14 protein-coding genes are annotated in these 19,012 nt (G+C 58.0%); 4 read left to right on the top strand and 10 right to left on the bottom strand.

What is annotated here, in order from left to right:
- Nucleotides 1-60 precede the first annotated feature (60 nt).
- From ABVT35_RS25840 to ABVT35_RS25830, 3 genes are all read right to left on the bottom strand, one after another.
- The gene (locus tag ABVT35_RS25840; protein WP_368470497.1) at nt 61-855 is read right to left on the bottom strand and encodes an SDR family NAD(P)-dependent oxidoreductase; all 795 of its coding nucleotides are present in this window, start codon (nt 853-855) and stop codon (nt 61-63) included.
- A 1-nt stretch (nt 856) separates the two neighbouring features.
- Nucleotides 857-1,888 (bottom strand): phosphotransferase family protein, encoded by a 1,032-nt coding sequence (locus ABVT35_RS25835; protein WP_368470496.1) that lies wholly within the window; start codon nt 1,886-1,888, stop codon nt 857-859.
- A gap of 81 nt (nt 1,889-1,969) precedes the next feature.
- Complete coding sequence (locus tag ABVT35_RS25830) at nt 1,970-2,794, bottom strand: SDR family oxidoreductase (protein ID WP_368470495.1); 825 nt, start codon at nt 2,792-2,794, stop codon at nt 1,970-1,972.
- 278 nt (nt 2,795-3,072) lie between these two features.
- On the opposite strand from ABVT35_RS25830, the gene ABVT35_RS25825 reads away from it, so the two are divergent.
- Entirely contained in the window at nt 3,073-4,374 is a 1,302-nt protein-coding gene (locus ABVT35_RS25825; RefSeq protein WP_368470494.1) for an NAD(P)/FAD-dependent oxidoreductase, read from the top strand.
- Here ABVT35_RS25825 and ABVT35_RS25820 read toward each other — a convergent pair.
- Together ABVT35_RS25820 and ABVT35_RS25815 are read right to left on the bottom strand one after the other, a co-directional pair.
- A complete protein-coding gene (locus tag ABVT35_RS25820) occupies nt 4,371-5,261 on the bottom strand; it encodes an MBL fold metallo-hydrolase (protein WP_368470492.1) in 891 nt (296 codons plus the stop codon). The genes ABVT35_RS25825 and ABVT35_RS25820 overlap by 4 nt on opposite strands.
- Nucleotides 5,262-5,365: 104 nt before the next feature.
- On the bottom strand, nt 5,366-6,106 hold the full coding sequence (locus tag ABVT35_RS25815; RefSeq protein ID WP_368470491.1) for an STAS/SEC14 domain-containing protein: 741 nt from the start codon (nt 6,104-6,106) through the stop codon (nt 5,366-5,368).
- A gap of 143 nt (nt 6,107-6,249) precedes the next feature.
- On the opposite strand from ABVT35_RS25815, the gene ABVT35_RS25810 reads away from it, so the two are divergent.
- The 3 genes from ABVT35_RS25810 to ABVT35_RS25800 all read left to right on the top strand — a co-directional run bounded on the left by ABVT35_RS25810 (nt 6,250) and on the right by ABVT35_RS25800 (nt 11,895).
- The gene (locus tag ABVT35_RS25810) at nt 6,250-6,780 is read left to right on the top strand and encodes a hypothetical protein (RefSeq protein ID WP_368470490.1); all 531 of its coding nucleotides are present in this window, start codon (nt 6,250-6,252) and stop codon (nt 6,778-6,780) included.
- Between the two features lie 162 nt (nt 6,781-6,942).
- The gene (locus tag ABVT35_RS25805) at nt 6,943-8,544 is read left to right on the top strand and encodes a PDZ domain-containing protein (RefSeq protein ID WP_368470489.1); all 1,602 of its coding nucleotides are present in this window, start codon (nt 6,943-6,945) and stop codon (nt 8,542-8,544) included.
- A 198-nt stretch (nt 8,545-8,742) separates the two neighbouring features.
- Nucleotides 8,743-11,895, top strand: coding sequence for a hypothetical protein (locus tag ABVT35_RS25800; RefSeq protein ID WP_368470488.1), 3,153 nt, complete (start codon nt 8,743-8,745; stop codon nt 11,893-11,895).
- Nucleotides 11,896-12,056: 161 nt separating this feature from the next.
- Here ABVT35_RS25800 and cydB read toward each other — a convergent pair whose 3' ends face one another.
- The 5 genes from cydB to ggt all read right to left on the bottom strand — a co-directional run bounded on the left by cydB (nt 12,057) and on the right by ggt (nt 18,961).
- Entirely contained in the window at nt 12,057-13,055 is a 999-nt protein-coding gene (gene cydB, locus ABVT35_RS25795) for a cytochrome d ubiquinol oxidase subunit II (protein WP_368470487.1), read from the bottom strand.
- On the bottom strand, nt 13,055-14,467 hold the full coding sequence (locus ABVT35_RS25790) for a cytochrome ubiquinol oxidase subunit I (protein ID WP_368470485.1): 1,413 nt from the start codon (nt 14,465-14,467) through the stop codon (nt 13,055-13,057). Before ABVT35_RS25790 ends, cydB begins: the two co-directional genes overlap by 1 nt.
- Before the next feature lie 145 nt (nt 14,468-14,612).
- Nucleotides 14,613-15,761, bottom strand: a complete 1,149-nt coding sequence (locus ABVT35_RS25785) for a calcium:proton antiporter (RefSeq protein ID WP_368470484.1) — start codon at nt 15,759-15,761, stop codon at nt 14,613-14,615.
- Between the two features lie 136 nt (nt 15,762-15,897).
- Nucleotides 15,898-17,376, bottom strand: coding sequence for a hypothetical protein (locus ABVT35_RS25780; RefSeq protein ID WP_368470482.1), 1,479 nt, complete (start codon nt 17,374-17,376; stop codon nt 15,898-15,900).
- Entirely contained in the window at nt 17,366-18,961 is a 1,596-nt protein-coding gene (gene ggt, locus ABVT35_RS25775; protein ID WP_368470480.1) for a gamma-glutamyltransferase, read from the bottom strand. Before ggt ends, ABVT35_RS25780 begins: the two co-directional genes overlap by 11 nt.
- Nucleotides 18,962-19,012 lie beyond the last annotated feature (51 nt).

Raw genomic sequence — 19,012 nt, 5'->3', positions numbered from 1 at the left:
GCCTGGTAACTCCAGTCTCCTCGGTCCGGTCCGAATGGACAACCTATTTGAAGCTCACATCTAGTAACCGGTCAGGCCGCCATCCACATGCAGGGTCTGACCGGTCATGAAGCTGTTCGCCGGCGACGAGGCAAAAATGAACGTCTCAACGACCTCGTCCACCTCGGCAAGCCGCCCCATTGGAATACCGCGCACCATCTGTTCTTCGGTCACCACCTTACCTTTCACTTCGACACCAAGCATTTCAGTTGCCATCGGCGTGCGTGCGAATGACGGACAGACGGCATTGATCCTGACGCCAAGCCGCGCATATTCCTGTGCGACGGACCGAGTCAGACCGACAACGCCGTGTTTCGCCGCCGCATAGACGGCAAGGCCGGACGCGCCCGTGACCCCCGCGACGGAGGCAACATTGACGATCGATCCGCCCGCACCGGTTTCCCGAAACTGCTTTTCCATCACCGGAAGCTGGTATTTCAGCGCATAGAACATGCCGACCAGATCGACGTCGAAAATGCGGCGCGCCTCATCGGATGAGGTCTTCGGCATTTTTTCAAAGGCACTTTGCGCAATGCCGGCATTGTTGAGCGCCACGTCGAGGCGGCCGAACCGTTCAATCGCAAGCGCGACGAGCCGCTCCGAAAGGCTCTCGTCGGTGATATCGCCGGAAAGCGTGGCAATATCGCAGCCGGTGTCATTGCTGATTTCTCCCGCAATCGCGTCCAGCGCTTCCTTGCTGTAGTCGGACAGAACCAGCTGCGCGCCTTCGGATGCGTAACGCCGTGCGGCGGCGCTGCCGAAGCCACCGGATGCGCCTGTGACGAGCACCACCGCTCCTTGAAATAGACCTGCCAACTCAGCTCCTCCCTTTTGTAATTTCCATCGCCATTGCCGCCATCACCGGCACGGCCATGGCCATTTCCCTGGCTCTTTGCGGATTGGATGCGTTCCCATCCAGTGCGCGCTTGAGAACGCCCTGCAGGATCGCCGCCAGCCGGAAGAACGAAAACGCGAGATAAAACGGCCAATGTTCGATTGCTTCAATGTTCCGCCGGCGACAATAGGCAGCGACATATTCTTCCTCGGTCGGCAGCCCGATCTCTTTGCGGTCGAGCCCGCCGAGGCCCCTGAAACCAGTATTGTGCGGAAGCCGCCACTGCATGCATTGATAAGCAAGGTCTGCCAGTGGATGGCCGAGCGTCGAAAGCTCCCAGTCGAGAACGGCCATGATTTTCGGCTCATCTGGCGCAAAGATCATATTGTCGATCCGGTAGTCGCCATGCACAAGCGACACCTGCCCTTCATCCAGCGGCAGATGTTCCTCAAGCCACGGAATGAGCAGGTCCATGTCGCTGATCGTCTGGGTCTCGCTTGCACGGTACTGTTTCGTCCAGCGACTGAGCTGCCGCTCGAAATAATTCCCGGGTTTGCCGAAATCGGAAAGTCCGACCGCTTCTGGATCGACACCGTGCAGCGCAGCGAGCGCCTCATTCATGGCGTCGTAGATCATCCCCCGCTCATCCGGCTCGCACTCCGGCAGATCCGGTTGCCAGAAAATGCGTCCCTGAAGATACTCCATGACAAAGAACATCCGGCCGATGGAGGAGTCTTCGGCGGACAGATAGAGCATTCCGGGAACCGGAACCCCGCTTCCCTTGAGCGCGCGCATAACCCGGAACTCGCGGTCGACCTGGTGCGCCGACTTCAACAATTTTCCGGGGGGTTTGGAACGCAGGACATACTGTCCGCTGTCTGCAGTCAGCAGATAGGTCGGGTTTGACTGTCCGGTATTGAACTTGGAAACCTCCCGCAGGCCGGAAAACCCGTCGATGGCTGCTTCGAGCTCGGCACCCAGTGGAGCGATATCAAGATCATTCGAGATATTCATGTCGGCATTTCCTCCCGGTCAAAGGGAACAGTGCATTGTTTCCCGTGACAACCGGTTCCCGGCAATATGTCGTTCCCGTCCTCAGTCGAGAGCGTGCGAGAACAGACCCATATTGCTGTAGACCGAAAGGCCGCCATCCAGCGGCAAAATGGTTCCGGTGACGAATGATCCGCTCTTGCCGCAAAGATACAGCGTCGCCGCAGCGATGTCGTCCGGAGATCCGATACGGCCGAGCGGAACGCCACCACCGACCTTTTTCGCCTGTTCATCAGATGCTGTCGCAAAGGCAGTCATCTTGCTCTGGAACGGTCCAGGCGCAAAGGCGTTGACGGTTATGCGCCGCTTCGCAAACTCATTGGCGAGGATCCTGGTCAGATGGTGAACCGCCGCCTTCGACGCGGAATAGGAATAGGCGCCTTCGGCAACCGGCTGGGTGCCCATGACTGATCCGAGATTGATGATACGGGCCGGATCATCATCGGATGAGGCGGCATCAAGCAGCGGCAGCAGGTCGCGCGTAAGGGTGAACAGGCCGCCGACATTGATATTCATGACCTTGTGCCAGGCCATGTGCGGGAATGTCCCAAGCGGCTCGCCCCAGGTCACGCCGGCATTGTTGACCAGGATGTGTAGTTTGTCGGTGCGCTGTTTCACCTCGGCAACCAAAGCTGCAATTCCTTCATCGGTACCTACGTCACCGGCAAATCCGACGGCGGATCCGGGAGCATCCAGCGCGTTGAGTTCCGCGGCCACGGCTTCGCAGGCCTCGCCCTTGCGTGAAGCGATCAGCACGGTCGCACCGCCCTGCACCAGGCCCGCAGCGACCATCCTTCCGATACCAGTCGCACCACCGGTGACCAGCGCCGTCTTTCCGGCGACCGAAAACAAACTATCCAGATATCCCATTTGAGCCTCCCCGGTGCGCGATCGCACACAGCTTTATAATTACAACATACTGAGTAGTATGTCTCGTTTGGCACCCGGATGTAAAGCCCCTCATGACAATCAGTGCGCGCGATCGGAGCTCGATGCGGTCAACCACCGTTGCAGTCAATTCAAACCTGCGCCGGCCGAAGCCCGGCAAATTTTAAAGATCGTTTACAATCGGCGATCCACTTGCCACACATTCTGCGCTATGAGACGGCCAAAATCATGGCACCGAAAAGCTTGATACGAGAATAGATTTGGATCTTCTGACCGCCAATGACAAACCGGGACGCCACCCGGACAGCTATTATGCCGCAACAGCACGTGCGATGGTCGAACATCCGCGGATTGATGGCGATATCGATTGCGATGTCTGCATCGTCGGTGCCGGCTACACCGGCCTTTCGGCGGCACTTCATTGCGCGGAGCAGGGTCTCGATGTCGTTGTTGTTGAAGCGCATCGGGCCGGCTGGGGCGCTTCGGGGCGGAACGGTGGCCAGCTCGGCTCCGGTCAAAGGCTGGATCAGGAAAGACTCGAGGAAATGCTCGGTCACCAAAAGGCCCGTCAGCTGTGGGATCTGGCGGAAGAAGCCAAACGGCTTGTCCATGACCTGATTGAAAAACACGCCATCGACTGTACCTACCGCGCCGGTATCATGTACCTCGACCATCGCCGCCGATATGTCGAAGACAGCAGGAACTATGCGGACAAGCTGCGCGATGAATACGGTTATGAGCAAATCCGCTTCATCGACCAGGATGAAGTACGCGCTCTGGTCGCCTCGAACAGCTACTATGGAGGCACCCTCGACATCGGTGCCGGTCATCTGCACCCTCTCAACTACGCGATCGGCCTGTGCCGTGCGGCTGCCGATGCAGGTGCGCGCATTTTTGAACACACAAAAGTCGTTGACATCGACACCGGCGACAAGACCCGCATCAGAACCGATCGTGGTGCTGTACGAGCCCGTTTCGCACTGCTCGCCTGCAATGGTTACCTCGGAAATCTCAGTCCGCCCGTTGCCGAACGCGTGATGCCCATCAACAATTTCATCATCGCGACCGAACCGCTGAACGATGATCAGGCACATGCGCTTATCGCCAACAATGCCGCCGTGGCCGATTCACGCAACGTCGTGAACTACTATCGGTTATCGGAGGAAAACCGGCTGCTGTTCGGCGGCGGCGAAAACTACGGATACAGGTTTCCAGCAGATATCAAGTCCTTCGTGCGCAAATACATGCTGCGCGTCTACCCCCAGCTAGAAGACGTCAGGATCGACTTTGGCTGGGGCGGAACGCTCGGCGTAACACCCAACAGAATGCCCTATCTTGTCCGGTTGGCGCCCAATCTTTTGTCGGCGTCCGGTTATTCCGGCCACGGCATTGGAACGGCGACGCTGTGCGGCAAGCTTGCCAGCGAAGCAATAATCGGCACCGCATCGCGGTTTGACCTCATGGCATCGGTGCCCACTCCACGTTTCCCCGGCGGAACGGCTATGCGCACGCCGCTGCTCGCGCTCGCCATGCTCTATTATTCGCTCAGGGACAGACTCTAAAGCTTGTTGATCGGAACCTTCAGGAAGACATCGCCCTCCTCATCCGCCGGCGGCAGCTTGCCGGCCCGCATATTGACCTGTAGCGATGGGATAATCAGCTTGGGCATCGCCAGGGTCTCATCACGCGCCTCGCGCATGGCAACAAACGTGTCCTCGTCAATCCCGTCGCGGACATGGATATTATGCGCACGCTCGTCGTCGACCGTCGTTTCCCAGCGGATTTCGCGACCGTTCGGCCCGTAATCATGACACATGAAGAGCCGTGTCTCCCCTGGCAGTTCCAGCACCCGTCGCACCGAGCGGTAGAGCACGCGCGCATCGCCACCGGGAAAATCCGCCCGGGCCGAGCCGCCATCCGGCATGAACAACGTGTCGCCGACAAAGGCCGCATTGCCCACCACATGGGTCATGCAGGCGGGCGTGTGGCCGGGCGTGTGCATGACATGCGCTGTCATTCCGCCGATTTCATAGCTGTCGCCATCGCTAAACAGGCGGTCAAATTGCGACCCGTCCCGCTGGAATTCCGTGCCTTCGTTGAAGATTTTGCCGAACGTGTTCTGAACCTCGGTAACCTGATCGCCGATGCCGATCTTGCCGCCGAGCTTCTCCTGGATATAGGGCGCGCCGGAAAGATGATCGGCGTGAATATGGGTCTCGATCAGCCATTCGAGTTCCCAGTCTTCCTGCCTGATCCTGGCGATCATGGCATCCGCGCCGTCAAAGCTGAGGCGGCCAGCCGCATAGTCGATTTCCATCACGGCATCGACAATCGCGCAGGCACGTGAGCCGGGGTCGCGCACGATATAGGATATCGTGTTCGAGTCTTCGTCGAAAAACGCAACGACCTCCGGTATGACCGACAGGTTGGCGTTAAATGGAATCGCCATGGCGCGATCCTCCATGACAGTTATCGTCCGCCGACGGGCAAGGTAAGCCGGCACATATATATATTTATATTCAATTTTGGCCGCGTCGGCGAGTAAATCCCGCGTCAGGATTTAATCCATTCTTTCGCATCGTCGATCCTGTTGTTCTCAAACACGTGCAATTGCGCCGGGATAAGCGGTCCGAATATCTTGGCTCCCTGGCGAACCCAGCCGATATCCGACACGACCGCCAGTTTTGAAAACGCAGTGATGTGGCTCAGTCCCAGTCGCGTGTCGTCCCACATCGCGGATGCAGTCGCGCCGTCAAAGGCTTCGCCCAGAACAACCAGTATCTTGATCTTGTCGTGTACTTTGAGTTTGTCGTCGACCAGCGGTGTCAGGATTTCCTGGTAATCGCGCGAAGTCAGCGTACCGACCACCTCATAAGCCACCACATCTGCCGGCAGGCCGTTGATCATCTTAATGGCGGAACGGTCGTCATCGACCTTGGACGCCCAGGCGATCGCCTTGTCGAAATCGCACTGATGAAAGTGACGGACCTTCGCTTTGACAAACAGATCCACCAGCAAAGGCATGAGCGACAGTGCCGAATTGTCGCTGACCAGCGCGACCTTCGGCAGTATTTTCTGATGATTGCGGACTAGCTTTATGTGCGCGAAGAGCGCGGCGGAATTCTTCCAGTGCGGCAGTTCCTCTGCATTCAAAACAATGCTTGGGGCCCGGTCGGTGGAGTTGATGTAGTCGTTTATACAGTCGGAGAAATTATTGAAATCCATCTCCACCAGCGTGTCACGGGCAGTGGCAATGATCAGATTGTTTTCTCTGTCGATGGTCGTCTCAATCATGCCCTGCCCTCCTGAGTGTCAAAAAACAAAATTTGTTCCGCATTCAATGGCCGGCGTGAAACTACCAGAAAATAAGGGACAAAACATGATGAAAGTTGTATTTTCCGGACCAACACACTTTCTGATACATCGCCGGAGGTGGAATGAAATTCAGATGGACGCCGACTGAGACAAGACTGCAATTCCCGATGCTGGCGGCACTTCTGGCCATAATCATGACTTTTCCGGCAAACGCCGATGGGCTCGACGATATGGTTGGTTGCTGGCTTTCGGAGGACTATCCCCCTACGTCTTTGGAACTGGACAGTTCCGATCCCAAGAGCGCCACCATCATCCATGAGAATTCCCTGTTGCTTTTCAATCGCATCAAGGACACGGATTACCTTGTTTTCGGCTCGCTTTTCGAGTGGAACAGGCAAATGAGTTTTGTGAATGGTCCGGTCTTTCAACACGGCGCATACGATCCTGTGTCGGGCACGCTGACATTCGGTTATCCCGGTGGCGGACTCGATACCGCGCGACTGCGCGACATGGACCTGTTGCTCTACATCCACACCTATTCCGGCACCGACAAATCAACCATGTCAGTTCGCGAGATGAAACGCATTGACTGCAGTGACGCGCAAAAACTGTCGCAGGCCCTTCTGGAAAGGAAGAACGCGCTTTCCGAATAGGGTTTCGCGGCATTGGAAAGCCCTGAACCGTTCAGATTCTGGCAGTTTACACGGCTGGTTATGCCGGTGAAGGCCATATCTATCTAGGTCTTTTGAAATGGCGCGTGCGTTGCAATGCACTGTCGCCGGTGACAAAATACAAAAAACAATGGGGCGAATATCATGCGTCTCCGTACGGCACTGCTGGCTTTAACGCTGTGCGTCGCTGCCTGTCCGGCCGTCGTTCAGGCTCAGGACTCTGCTGCCGAAATTGCGTTTTGGAACAGCATCAAGGACAGCACCGACCCCGCCGAATACGAGGCCTATCTGGAGACTTTTCCCGATGGCAGTTTTGCAGCGCTCGCGCGCATTCGCGTCAAGAAACTGACGGGCGCCGCAAAGGGTGCAGCCGACACACCCGGCCAGGCGCTCGAAACTCCGGCACAAGCAGGCGTACCGGCAGACGAGCCCCGAGTGGAAACCGTCGACACGGAGGCACAGCCAATCGAAAATGACATTGGCTATGTGGGTTTGCAGATTGCAAACCTGACGCCTGCCGCCGCCAGGCAGATGGGTTTGGGCGCCCCGCGCGGCGCCCTGGTCAGCACCGTTGTCGAGGGCGGCCCGAGCGACAGGGCGGGACTTCGGCCTGGTGACCTGGTGCTTGAAGTCGGGGGTTTTCCGGTCGCCGACATGCTTGGGTTTCTCAATATTGTCAAAGACATCCCGGCCGGAACCGAATTGGAACTGAATATCATACGAAACGGGCAGCGAAGAACGATTGCGGTCACAGTCGGGGCCTATTTGCGCGACAATATTGCCGCTGCAAAAGCCGGTGACACCTATGCCATGCGCTCTCTCTACAGTCTTTATCTGAGCGGCCGTGTGGGCGATCCCGACCCGCAGGAGGCGCTACGCTGGCTCAATGCCGCTGTTGATGCGGGCGATACGGATGCCATGGGGATCCTTGGAGACGCCTATCGCACCGGCAATAATGTGCAAACCGACATTGATAAGGCTCTTGAACTTTACAAAAGGGCCGCGGACCTCGGCCACGGCCCCTCCCTCCTCAGCCTCGGCTGGCTCTACCGCTTCGATGAGAATGTCGGCAAAGACCCGCAAAAGGCGCACCGGTATCTGCTGAAGGCAGCAGAGGCGGGCCAGGCACGCGCGATGGAACTGGTGGCTTTCATGTATGGCGATGGCCTTGGAACGCAAAAGAATGACCGCGAGGCCTTCTACTGGTACAAGCAGGCGGCGGAAGCCGGTCTTGCCGGTGCAATGGTCAATACAGCGACCCGCTATGATCTCGGCTGGGGTACGGCTGAAGACGATGTCAGCGCCCGTCAGTGGTACGAAAAGGCGCTTGCCAACGGCGAAACCGGCAGCGCCTATAACCTTGCCATCATGTACGAGAACGGCAATACGGTCGCAAAAGACTCGCAAAGGGCAGCCGAGCTCATTTTCATCAGTCTCAAAAGCGGCGACGAATTCGCCATCGACAAGATGACCACCCAATCGGACCGCTGGTCAAAAACGTTCCGGCGCCATCTTCAGCAACAGCTCAAGAACTACGGCGTTTACTATGGCGCGATCGATGCGGCCTTCGGACCCCAGACCCGCAAAGCCATCAGCGCGGCTGCGGAAAAGGGCAAACGGGAGCGCGAAACCGCCAGAACTGCAGACAATACGGCACCATCCGGCGCCGCACCTTCCAGCGCGCCCGCGATTGCCGCTGACGATCTTGGCCTCGGCGAACTGGAGGATTTCACCTCTCTCGATTAAGCCGCACGTGCAATCGCTTGAATTTGCATCGAAAAATAGCCGCCGTGGCATGAATTGCCGGCAAAAGACACGTCCGGCAAACTGCTGTATAATGAACAGCGTGCCTGGAATGAGGCCTGGATTGGGTCAAGCCCTGCCAAATTAGCACTGTAGGCTTTCCCTGCCGCCGACCTCTGCGGGCAGAAGGAGGCTGGTGCCATGTTGAATCCGAAATCCGCGATTGCTCAAACATTATGGGCGCGGGCTGTCGCGCTGGCGATTGCCGTGCTGTTCGCAGTCGCCGTCGTCCAGATTGCATCGGTCACAACTGCATCAGCTCAAAACATACTTCCCGCCAACGTGCATGACGCGCTCAAGCGGCTGCATGCAAATGTCGCAGTCGGCGGTGACGCATCGAACCTGTCCGATTACGACCGGGCGCTGCTGTTTAAATACAATGACGACATCAACGCTGCCGCATTGAACGATGAAATTGCGGATTCCGTCTATCAGGCCGCCCAGTCAGATTACGCGAAGACCAACGAGGCCTTCGCCAGTGCGGCGGCAACGGACGCGAAAGCCGACTTCACTCCGCAGGTGAGCAATTCGGATGTCTACAGCCCCGGAACGGATTCCGACTACATTACCGTTGTCGAAAGGCCCGAACAGATCACCCAGATGCAGGAGGGCTACAACAACCGGGTCAATGATTATCTGGAAAAGAACGGGCTTCTCGACGAGACGCGCAAGGACTGGCACAACAAGCTCGATACCGATTTCATGGCCGATCCGAGCAAGGTGTCACCAGAGCAATTCGAGGAAATCTCGAGACTCAACAACGATGCATACAAACGCCCCCTGGCGGCCGATTACGAACGCATTTCCCGCATGCCAGTGGACGAGCGCCCGAAAATAACGATGGAGCATATCACCGCCTATACGGAGGAAATGGACGATTTTCGCCGAAAGAAGGGCAAGTTGCTGGATAAATTGCTCTCAGATCCTTCAAATTTCAGCGATCCGAAGAAACGTGCGGAAGCCTTCCGTGCCATGGCGCAACAGCAAAAATACATCTCACGCATTGAAAGCGCCGAGGATTTTCTGCGCGCCCAGGAAGGACTGCCGCCACGCGACCGCTCTATCGCATCAGCCGCCAAGAAGGGGTCAAAGCGCTCCTGGAAGAACTCCAAGAACATTCGCGACGCCTATCAGGTCGCCGATAATTCACTATCCAAGGCGATCGGCGACATGACGGACACACTGGCCGACGCGGCCGAGGCAAATCCGAAATTCAAAGCCCAGGCCGCCAACAGGGTTGCCGAGCTGATGGATCGTCTCCCCGAGGGTGAGCGCGCCAAGGCAATGGAGCGCATAAAGAGCAAGCACAGCGGATTTGCCGATGAGGTGGCCGAAGCTATCGGAAAACGCCGGACCGGTCTCGCCGCTGCCGACGATCTGAAGGGCGCCGGACAGCTCGATGACGCAGCACGCAAGGCCGCCGGTTCGGCTGACGATCTTTCGAAGGTGGCAAAACTGAAAAACGGCTTCAAGGCCGCGGGCAACGCTGCATTGACCGCCCTTGGCGGTATCGGGGTCGGTGCCGACGTCTATATGGCCGGCTCCGAACTCAAGACAGTCATTGAATCGATCAACAAAGCCATGGATCCGTCTACACCCGAAGCCGAGGCCGATGCCCTGTTCGAGAAGGCGGCCGCATCCTCTCAAGCCCTCATTGAATCAGGCATGCTGGGCATACTCATGGAAAAATATCCGCCTGTCGCTGCCGCCTTCGGCACCTGGGTACTGACGCGCCACGGCGGCGAATGGGTGCTCGCCAACACCGAGACCGGACAGGCAATCAACCGCGGCGCAACCAATGTCATGGATATCGGCATGCAGGCCGCCTGGGGACTGCACGAAAAGATGATCGAGCTGGCAGGGGGAGAAACACAGCAGATGCGTGACGACGCCCAGATCATCGAACGCTGCGTTGCCTACACCCGCGCAATAGACCGGAAGGAGATCTTCCCGAAGGAAGGCGTTACGGCAGTCAAGATTTGCCAGTACATCCGTGAAGGAAAGGGCAATCTAATCAAGTCCGAACTTCTGCGTGACAAATCTGAAGTCGTGAAGGTCGATCCCTGTGCCGCACCGAAGGAGGCCCTCACCGCCGCCGACGCGCTTTTGGATGCCGGCGACCTTGGCGCTGCTGAAACCGCCTATGGTGCGATCGAAGCGGGCGAATGCGCCGAGATTGCCGAGACTGTGGCAGCGCGCAATACAGCCATTGCAGAGCAGGTAGACAAAATCGCGCAAAATGCGGACAAGGCTGCAAAATCATGCGATGCCAGCGTGATCAATGCAGCCTTGCAAAATGCTGCCGGCGTCAAACATCCAACACTTGATCCGCTGCAGCGGAATTTGACGGGTATCAAAAGCCTTGTCGAACGGGCGGACACATCTTTCAGGCAGGCCAAGGAGGCGGTAAAGGCCGGGCGCCTGGGAAGTGCCCTTTCGGACCTGCACCGTGCCAAATCCGCCTATGACGATCTTGGCGACAAGGCGGGCTGCGAAGGCCAGCGCCAGCGCGTTGCTGTTGGTATTTCCAAGGTCCAAAGAGTCATCGGCGCGTTGGACAAGATCGATGCCGCCATGGCAGCGTGCGATTACGAGCGGCTGAACAAATTCAAGGCGCAGATCGCTTCGCTCAAGAAACCAACCCGTGCCTTGATCGACAAGGGAGCCGCAATACCTGCCATTATCTCCGATTGCGAGGCAAAGGATCCTGAAATCGTGGCAGCCCGCGCCAATGCAGATTGCAAGGCTGAATACGGATCGGGCTACAGCGCCGGCAAGGTCGGTGAGGACGGCAGCTTCTTTTGCCTGCCGAACCGGGCGACGGCCAATGCCTGGTGCAACAAGAACAACAAGGGCGGCGGCTGGGTTGCCACGAAAGTGCGATACAACGGCACGTTTAATTGCCAATTGTCGAAAGCAGGCAGAAATGCCGCCTGCCGCCGCGATTACGGCAGCGGCTACTACGCGGGCAAGGCCCGCAAGGATGGCAGCTACAATTGTTATATGGGCAAGACGGCGCGCAATACGCAGTGTCGCAGCCAGTATGGTGCAGGCTGGTATTCGGGCAAGCTGCTGTCGAACGGTCAGTTCTACTGCTATCCGCCGAAGGGTGCGAATACGGCCAGAAGAAACACACCGTCTTCGCGTAACAACGCGGCGGATGCGGCCGCAGCGGCTGCGATTGCCGGCGCCATCATAACCGGAATTATCGCCACCCAGCGCAGCGGCGGCGGAGGCGGCAACAATTGTCACCGCAACCCGACGACCGGTCAGATGCATTGCGGTTCAAACTGAGGCACGCCAGTTACGACGGAAAGAACAAAGACCGAAGCACGTAGCCGACGGCTGCTAATGCCGCGACACCAAGGCACCAATAAAGAGCGAACCAGAAGAGCCGGCGCCATAAAGACACGCTGGGCGCGCGGGATTGGTCGTCCTTCATGCCTGGCCGCCAATCAATGTGTGTAGCCGCCATGTTTCACCTTACCCCTGAAGATCCAGTAGGCGGCGGCCGTATAAATCAGGATCAAAGGTACCAGAACAACGGCACCGACAAGCAGGAAGCCGAGACTTTTGTCGGGTGCCGCAGCTTCGTGAATCGATACGCTGGTGGGCACGATATCAGGCCAAACACTGACCCCCAGACCGATATAACACAGCAAAAACAGCAGTTCGACAGACAGGAAAGCACGCAGCGCCCAGCCCTTTTTCAGTGACTGCCACAAGGCCAGGATGGTGGCAGCGACGAACAACGGCACCGGCAGTGCATAGATCATCGTCGGCCAGGTAAACCAGCGCGCGGCATATCGTTCATTGAGGAATGGCGTCCACAGGCTGACCGCGATAATGAAAGCAATGGTCGCGACCGCCAGCGGCATGATGAATGTCTGCGCCCGCGCGTGCAGCACGCCTTCGGTTTTCAGGTTGATCCAGGCCGCACCAAGAAGCGAATAACCGCAGACCAGCGCCAGGCCGGTGGCGACGGAAAACGGGCTCAGCCAGTTCCACCAGCCACCGCTATAGGCGCGGTCCACCACATCGATTCCCTGCAGCCACGCACCGAGGGAAATCCCTTGCGCAAATGCGGCGACAAGCGATCCGCCAAAAAAAGCATGGTCCCAATACCATTTGTGACGCTCTGAATGCACCCGGTATTCGAAAGCGACGCCCCTGAATACCAACGCCAGCAGCATGACGATGAGCGGCACGTAGAGCGCCGGGAAGATAACGGCATAGGCAAGCGGGAACACCGCAAGCAGGCCGCCGCCGCCGAGGATCAGCCAAGTCTCGTTGCCGTCCCACACCGGAGCGATGGCGCCAATGGCCATGTCGCGTTCTTCTTCATCGCGCAGCAGCGGGAAGAGAATACCGATGCCGAGGTCAAACCCATCCAGCGCAACATAGACAAAAACAGCGGTTGCAATGACAAGGGCCCAAATCAGTGCGAGGTCCATTACTGCGCCCCCCTACCAGGTATCAGCAGGCGGATGATCCGTACCGCGCGGTTTCCACCCTGATCCAGAATTCCGCGTGTCTGAGGCACAGGGCTGTCAGGCGGATCCTTCGACAACAGGCGCAACGTGTAGTAGGCGCCGAGACCGAAGATGAAAATGTAAATCACGACGATGGCCGCAAGCGATGTGCCGACGGCCGGCAACGCAATAGGAGATACGGAATCCGATGTCCGCAACAGGCCATAGATTGTATAGGGCTGACGCCCGACCTCCGTCGTTACCCATCCGCACAGAACCGCGATGTAGCCGCCCGGCCCCAATATCAGGGCAAAGCGTGCGAGAGCCGGGCTTTCGAAAAATCGCCCGCGATAGCGCTGCACCAGGCCCCATATGCCCAGACCAAGGAACAAAAACCCGAGGCCGACCATGATCCGGAACGACCAGAAAAGTATATGGACATTGGGCCAGTCCTCTCTTGGAAACTGATCAAGCCCGATGATCTCGGCGTTAAAGTCATGCGTTAAGATCCAGGAGCCAAGATACGGAATAGAAACCGCATAGTCGATCTCACCCGTCTCCATGTTCGGCCATCCAATCAGATATTCGGGCGCTGCCGCCTGCGACCTGAAGTGCCCCTCAAGCGCCGCGACCTTGGCCGGCTGGTGCTCATATGTATTCAGCCCCTGCTGGTCGCCGGCAAGAATCTGCAGTGGCGCCAGTATGGCGATGAACCACATGGCCATTGAGAACATCTTGCGGGCCGTCTGGTTATCGCGGCTGCGCAGCAGGTGATAGCCGCCTGTCGCCGCGACCAGCAGCGCCACGGTCAGATAGGCCGCAAAGACCATGTGGACAAAACGATACGGGAAAGACGGATTGAAAATGACCTTCATCCAGTCTTCCGGAATATACTGGCCGGCCTCGTTCATGCCGTAACCGGCTGGCGTCTGCATCCAGCTGTTGACGCTCAGGATCCAGAAAGCCGAAATGAGCGTTCCGGCTGCAACCGTGAAGGTTGCAAAAAAGTGCAGACCGGGACCGACCCTGTCGCGGCCGAACAGCATGACGCCAAGAAATCCTGCTTCGACGAAGAACGCCGTCATCACTTCATATCCGATCAGCGGTCCGATAACCGGACCGGCCTTGTCGCTGAACACGCTCCAGTTGGTTCCGAACTGATAGCTCATCATCAGGCCGGAGACGACGCCCATTCCGAAGACAACAGCAAAGGGTTTGATCCAGTAATCAAAGAGTGTCAGATAGACCTCTTCGCGTGTTCTCAGCCAGCGCCACTGAACGAAGGCGAGAAAGCTTGCAAGGCCGATCGAGGTGGCCGGGAATATGATGTGGAAGGAAACCGTAAATGCGAATTGTATGCGGGCCAGTATGATCGGATCAGTCAAATCAAGCATCGCGAAATTCCCAATCTCAGCCAAATCACCGTGCCCGCCATTATCGGCAAAGCGTTTGCGAATTCAATCGCAAAGCGTGCATTTTTGGAGGCAGCGCAATTATGCCGCACACGCGCGCGCGTTCCACGGCGTAAACCGCATCCGCCTAGGGATTGAAGATCAACACGAGGTAAACCAGGAAAATGACAAGGTGCACCGCACCCTGCAGCATGTTGGTGCGTACGCCACCAAAGGTCAGCGCGCTGACGAACATTGTCAGAAGAAGCAGCGTCATATCGGTATTGCCGACACCCAACTGGATTTCCTGGCCGGAATAGATGGATATCACCAGAACCGCCGGCACGGTCAGTCCGATCGTCGCAAGCGCCGAACCAAGACAGATATTGACGGCGCGCTGCAGGTAGTTCTGGCGCGCTGAGTGGAAAGCGGCCAGCGCCTCCGGCGCCAGCACGAGGCTCGCGATCACAATACCGCCGAGAGCGACCGGCAAACTCCAGGTACCAATCCCGAAATCGACCAGCACGGCAAGTTTTTTGGACAAAAGCACAGCCGGAATAAGGGTCAGAACCAAAAGCACCGCGTGATATTGCACCGATCCACTACCGGATACATCATGGTGCTCCTCGTCGCCATCCTCCCTTCCCGGCTGAACGAAGAAGGAGCGGTGCCGCACGGTCTGGATAGCCAGAAAGGTCGCATAAAGGACGATCGTAATGAGCGCAAACCACTCTGACTGGATCCTGTTGAGGCTCGGATCAGGCGTGGATTCGGTAAAATTGGGCAGGATCAGTGTCATGGTCGCCAGCGTGACCAGAACCGTTAGAAACGCGACTGCCCCGCGCAGATTGTATTCCTGCTCGCTGTGATGGAACCCGCCGACAAGCAGCACGATCCCGACAACGCCATTCATGACGATCATCAGCACCGCCATCATGGTGTCGCGCGCAAGCGTCGGTGCCGCATCTCCACTCAGCATGATGGCGGAAATCAGCGCCACTTCGATAGTGATGACCGCGATGGTCAGGATCAGCGTTCCGTAGGGCTCGCCCAATAGCTCGGCCAGGTGATCGGCGTGCCGCACGGCCGAAAAGGACAAGAGCAGCATAACAATGAAAAGTGCTGCAAACAGCGCCAGAAAAAGCGGCAGGCTGAACTCTCCAGCGAACAGGAAAGAGCCGGGTCCATAGGCAAGGGCAGTAACGATATAGCCCAGGATCAGGGCAAATTCCGATCGGATGAACTTGAGCATGAAAGCGACAGTCTGCCCCTGATAGCGGTATGATTCCGACAGCAATCTACCATTGTATCCGGCTATTACAATGCCGGCTTTATATTCCAAATCAACACGGTAAAGGCGCTCTCTATCATTCGATTGCGGTCTGATTCAGACCCGCAATGGGCAATAAAACGGCGGCGGATTCTGCCATGACTCAAACGATCACCCTGCTCGCAGCGAAGATGACAATAGCCGCAACAACCCACGACATGATCGTGAACAGCCCGTTCCATCGCCACGCATGCAGCGTGCCGGGTATCGCCACGACGCGGCTGAGGAGCAGCGATGTCGCACTGAAGGGCGATCCGGTCAGGTTGAGCGCCCAGCCGACAAGCAGCGACAGGCCCAGCATGGATGGATCAAGACCAAGCTGCGGGATCGACACAAGAAGCCCGCCCAAAAAGGTGACCATCATCATCGGTGGCAGGCCGATGCACGATGCCAGCGGAATAAAGCCTGAAACCGCGATGTAAATGACCATCGGTCCCATGTTGAAAGACAAAAGAAGGTCCGCCGCCCGGGCATGGTCGACCTGGCGCGCGCCAAGGATGCCGATATAACCTGCAAGACCCAGGGTCGCCGCCTCCGGACTTCCGGAAGGAACTCCAATCCGCACCAGTTTCCAGAGCTTTTCGCGCAAATACCCGGCGGTTTTGGGTGTCCCGGTTACGGATTGTACCGTCAGCCAGATTGCGGTTATCGGCACGGCGGAAATCATGATAGCGGATACGAATTGTATCGAGCTCACGAGGTAAAGCATAAGGGCGAGACCGACGAGTCCGGCCGCAACGCTCAGGAAGCGCAGCATCGAGCGATAAGGAAACGGCGGCGCTTTGCTCCTTGCTACATGGAAGCCCAGCCGCGCGAACCGCATGCGTGCCCTGTGTCCGGTCACGCGATCTTCAGCCCAGCCGACCCACAGCAAAATGAAGGCGATCATCAGCCCGAGCGGCGCGATTATTCCTGCCTTCGATCCTGGCACCGTCGTCAGCACGACTGCCTGTGCGATCGCCGTCGGCGCCCAAATGTTAAACCAGGAAAATCCGCGGCTCAGCGCGCTGATCTGACGGCGCAGTCTGATCTCAAAAAGCTCAGGTGGACTGTCCGGTGTCTGCGCTGCCTTTGCGCCGCGCAAAACCAGCGGCCCGAGCAGGCTGACCGCACTGAAATTCAGCAGCGTACCGATGAAATGACCGCCGATGTGAAGGGCGAAATAGCGCCTGCTCGGCGGCTGGTTGGTCAGATAGCGCCCTATCTCCAGCACGGAGCGCGAATTGAACGCACCATCGCGCAGGCTCGACATCAGCATCATGAAGGCGGCAAGATAGGCTCCGCGCGACAGGTCCAGCATGATCGGGGTTAGCGCATCGGCATTCAGCCGCCAGACAGCAATCGCCGTCACCAGAACGGCAATCGTGGTCAAAGCCCTTTCCCGCAGACTGAAACTGAACACCCCGAGGACGCAGAAGATCACGAACAGAACTGCGGACGTTGCCTTTGCAGCCACATCCTGGCTGAGCGTCGCCCAGATGACGGCAAGACACAGGGCGCAGCAGACCGCGGCAAACAAACGGCCCCTTTGTTCGACGACGGGCGCCGCAGCATCCGCATTGCCCGGATCCTCAGTAGCCAATAGCGCACCCGTCCTTGCGCGGATCGGACGCACCGGTCAGGACATTGCTGCGCCAGTCGATGGCAATTGCCTGTGACCCGCCAATGGGCATGGCGGGCGTCGCAATGTCGTGCCCGCGCCGGACAAGCTCCGCCCGGATGTCATCGCCAATGGCATTTTCCAGATCGACGACACCGGTAAACGGGTCCGCCATGTAACGTGGCAGGTCCATTGCCTGCTGCAGGTCGAGACCGAAGTCGAAATGCCTGGTCAGGAACTGCATATGCCCGAACGCCTGGTACTGTCCGCCCATGACGCCAAAAGACATGTCCGCACGCCCGTCCCGCACGGCCATCGCCGGTATGATCGTGTGCAGCGGCCGTTTGCCGGGCGCAATGCAGTTTGGGTGCCCCTCTTCAAGGGTGAAGCCCTGCCCCCGGTTCTGCAGCAACACGCCTGATGTGGGCGCCGTGATGCCGCTGCCAAAGGGGAAGAAGATGGTATTGATGAAACTGCAGGCATTGCGGTCCTTGTCGACAACGGTGATGTAGACCGTGTCGCGATGCCGCGGCAGGGCAACGTCGGCGGGCGGCACCGTGGCCCTGTCCGGATCGATTGCCGCGACCAGCTCTTTTGCATAGGCATCCGAAAGCAGCGCGTCGACAGGGACATCGCCAAAGGCCGGATCTCCGACGTAACTATTGCGGGCGCTGTAGGCCAGGCGGCATGCCTCGATCTCAAGGTGGATACGGTCCGCGGTCAGCGGACCGCCCGGATCGATGTCCAACTGCTTCATCATGTTCAAAAGCAAGAGCGCGATGACGCCCTGACCATTGGGCGGGCACTGATGGATTACCCGGTCGCGAAACTCGGACGAAATCGGAGAGACATATTCGCCTTGGGCCCCAGTGAAATCCTCCATCGTGTGAAGTCCGCCGAGGCTTTGCAGGTGCTCGACGATATCGCGTGCGATCCAGCCATTGTAAAACTCGTCACGACCGCCTCCGGCAATGGCCCTGAGCGTGTTGGCAAGAAGCGGTAGGCGGTGGACCGCACCGACTTCAGGCGCATCGCCATTCGCAAGGTAAATCGAAGCACTGATCGGATCGCCGCTCAGGAAATCCACCTGGGCACTGAAATCCGCATGCACCCGCGACGAAACCGGAAAGCCGTTTTCCGCATAATCAATCGCCGCAGCAAGGACATCGCCCAGTTGCAGGCGCCCGTGGTCCGCCTGCAGCCGCGACCAGGCATCGATGGCGCCCGGTATGGTTACGGCATGGGGCGAATGCCGCTCGATTTCGGTAACACCCTTGGCCGCAAGTGCCGAGACAGATGCGGCCGCGGGAGCACGCCCTGAGCCGTTAAAGGCGATTATGTCGGCCGAGCCTTCCGGCGCATAGAGACAAAAGCAGTCACCGCCGATACCCGTCGATTCCGGTTCCACCACGCATTGAACGGCACAGGCGGCGATTGCCGCATCCATCGCGTTGCCGCCTTTTTGAAGAATCTGAATGGCGGCCTGGGTTGCCAACGGGTGGGACGTGGCCGCCATGGCATTTGTGGTGTGGACCGGCGAGCGTCCGGGACGCGATAAATCTCTCAATTTCAACCCCGTTGGAATAGGAATTTTATTGTCGACTGCCCATGGAGGCGC

It is taken from the genome of Hoeflea sp. TYP-13, assembly GCF_040932035.1.
Lineage (GTDB): Bacteria > Pseudomonadota > Alphaproteobacteria > Rhizobiales > Rhizobiaceae > Hoeflea_A.
Note: the sequence above shows the minus strand (reverse complement) of the source record. Positions and strands in the feature narration are given on the sequence as shown.

Coding starts and splice junctions, on each gene's coding strand:
- ABVT35_RS25835 (WP_368470496.1), bottom strand. CDS start 1,888: ATGAATATCTCGAATGATCTTGATATCGCTCCACTGGGTGCCGAGCTC.
- ABVT35_RS25830 (WP_368470495.1), bottom strand. CDS start 2,794: ATGGGATATCTGGATAGTTTGTTTTCGGTCGCCGGAAAGACGGCGCTG.
- ABVT35_RS25820 (WP_368470492.1), bottom strand. CDS start 5,261: ATGGCGATTCCATTTAACGCCAACCTGTCGGTCATACCGGAGGTCGTT.
- ABVT35_RS25815 (WP_368470491.1), bottom strand. CDS start 6,106: ATGATTGAGACGACCATCGACAGAGAAAACAATCTGATCATTGCCACT.
- ABVT35_RS25810 (WP_368470490.1), top strand. CDS start 6,250: ATGAAATTCAGATGGACGCCGACTGAGACAAGACTGCAATTCCCGATG.
- ABVT35_RS25805 (WP_368470489.1), top strand. CDS start 6,943: ATGCGTCTCCGTACGGCACTGCTGGCTTTAACGCTGTGCGTCGCTGCC.
- ABVT35_RS25800 (WP_368470488.1), top strand. CDS start 8,743: ATGTTGAATCCGAAATCCGCGATTGCTCAAACATTATGGGCGCGGGCT.
- cydB (WP_368470487.1), bottom strand. CDS start 13,055: ATGGACCTCGCACTGATTTGGGCCCTTGTCATTGCAACCGCTGTTTTT.
- ABVT35_RS25790 (WP_368470485.1), bottom strand. CDS start 14,467: ATGCTTGATTTGACTGATCCGATCATACTGGCCCGCATACAATTCGCA.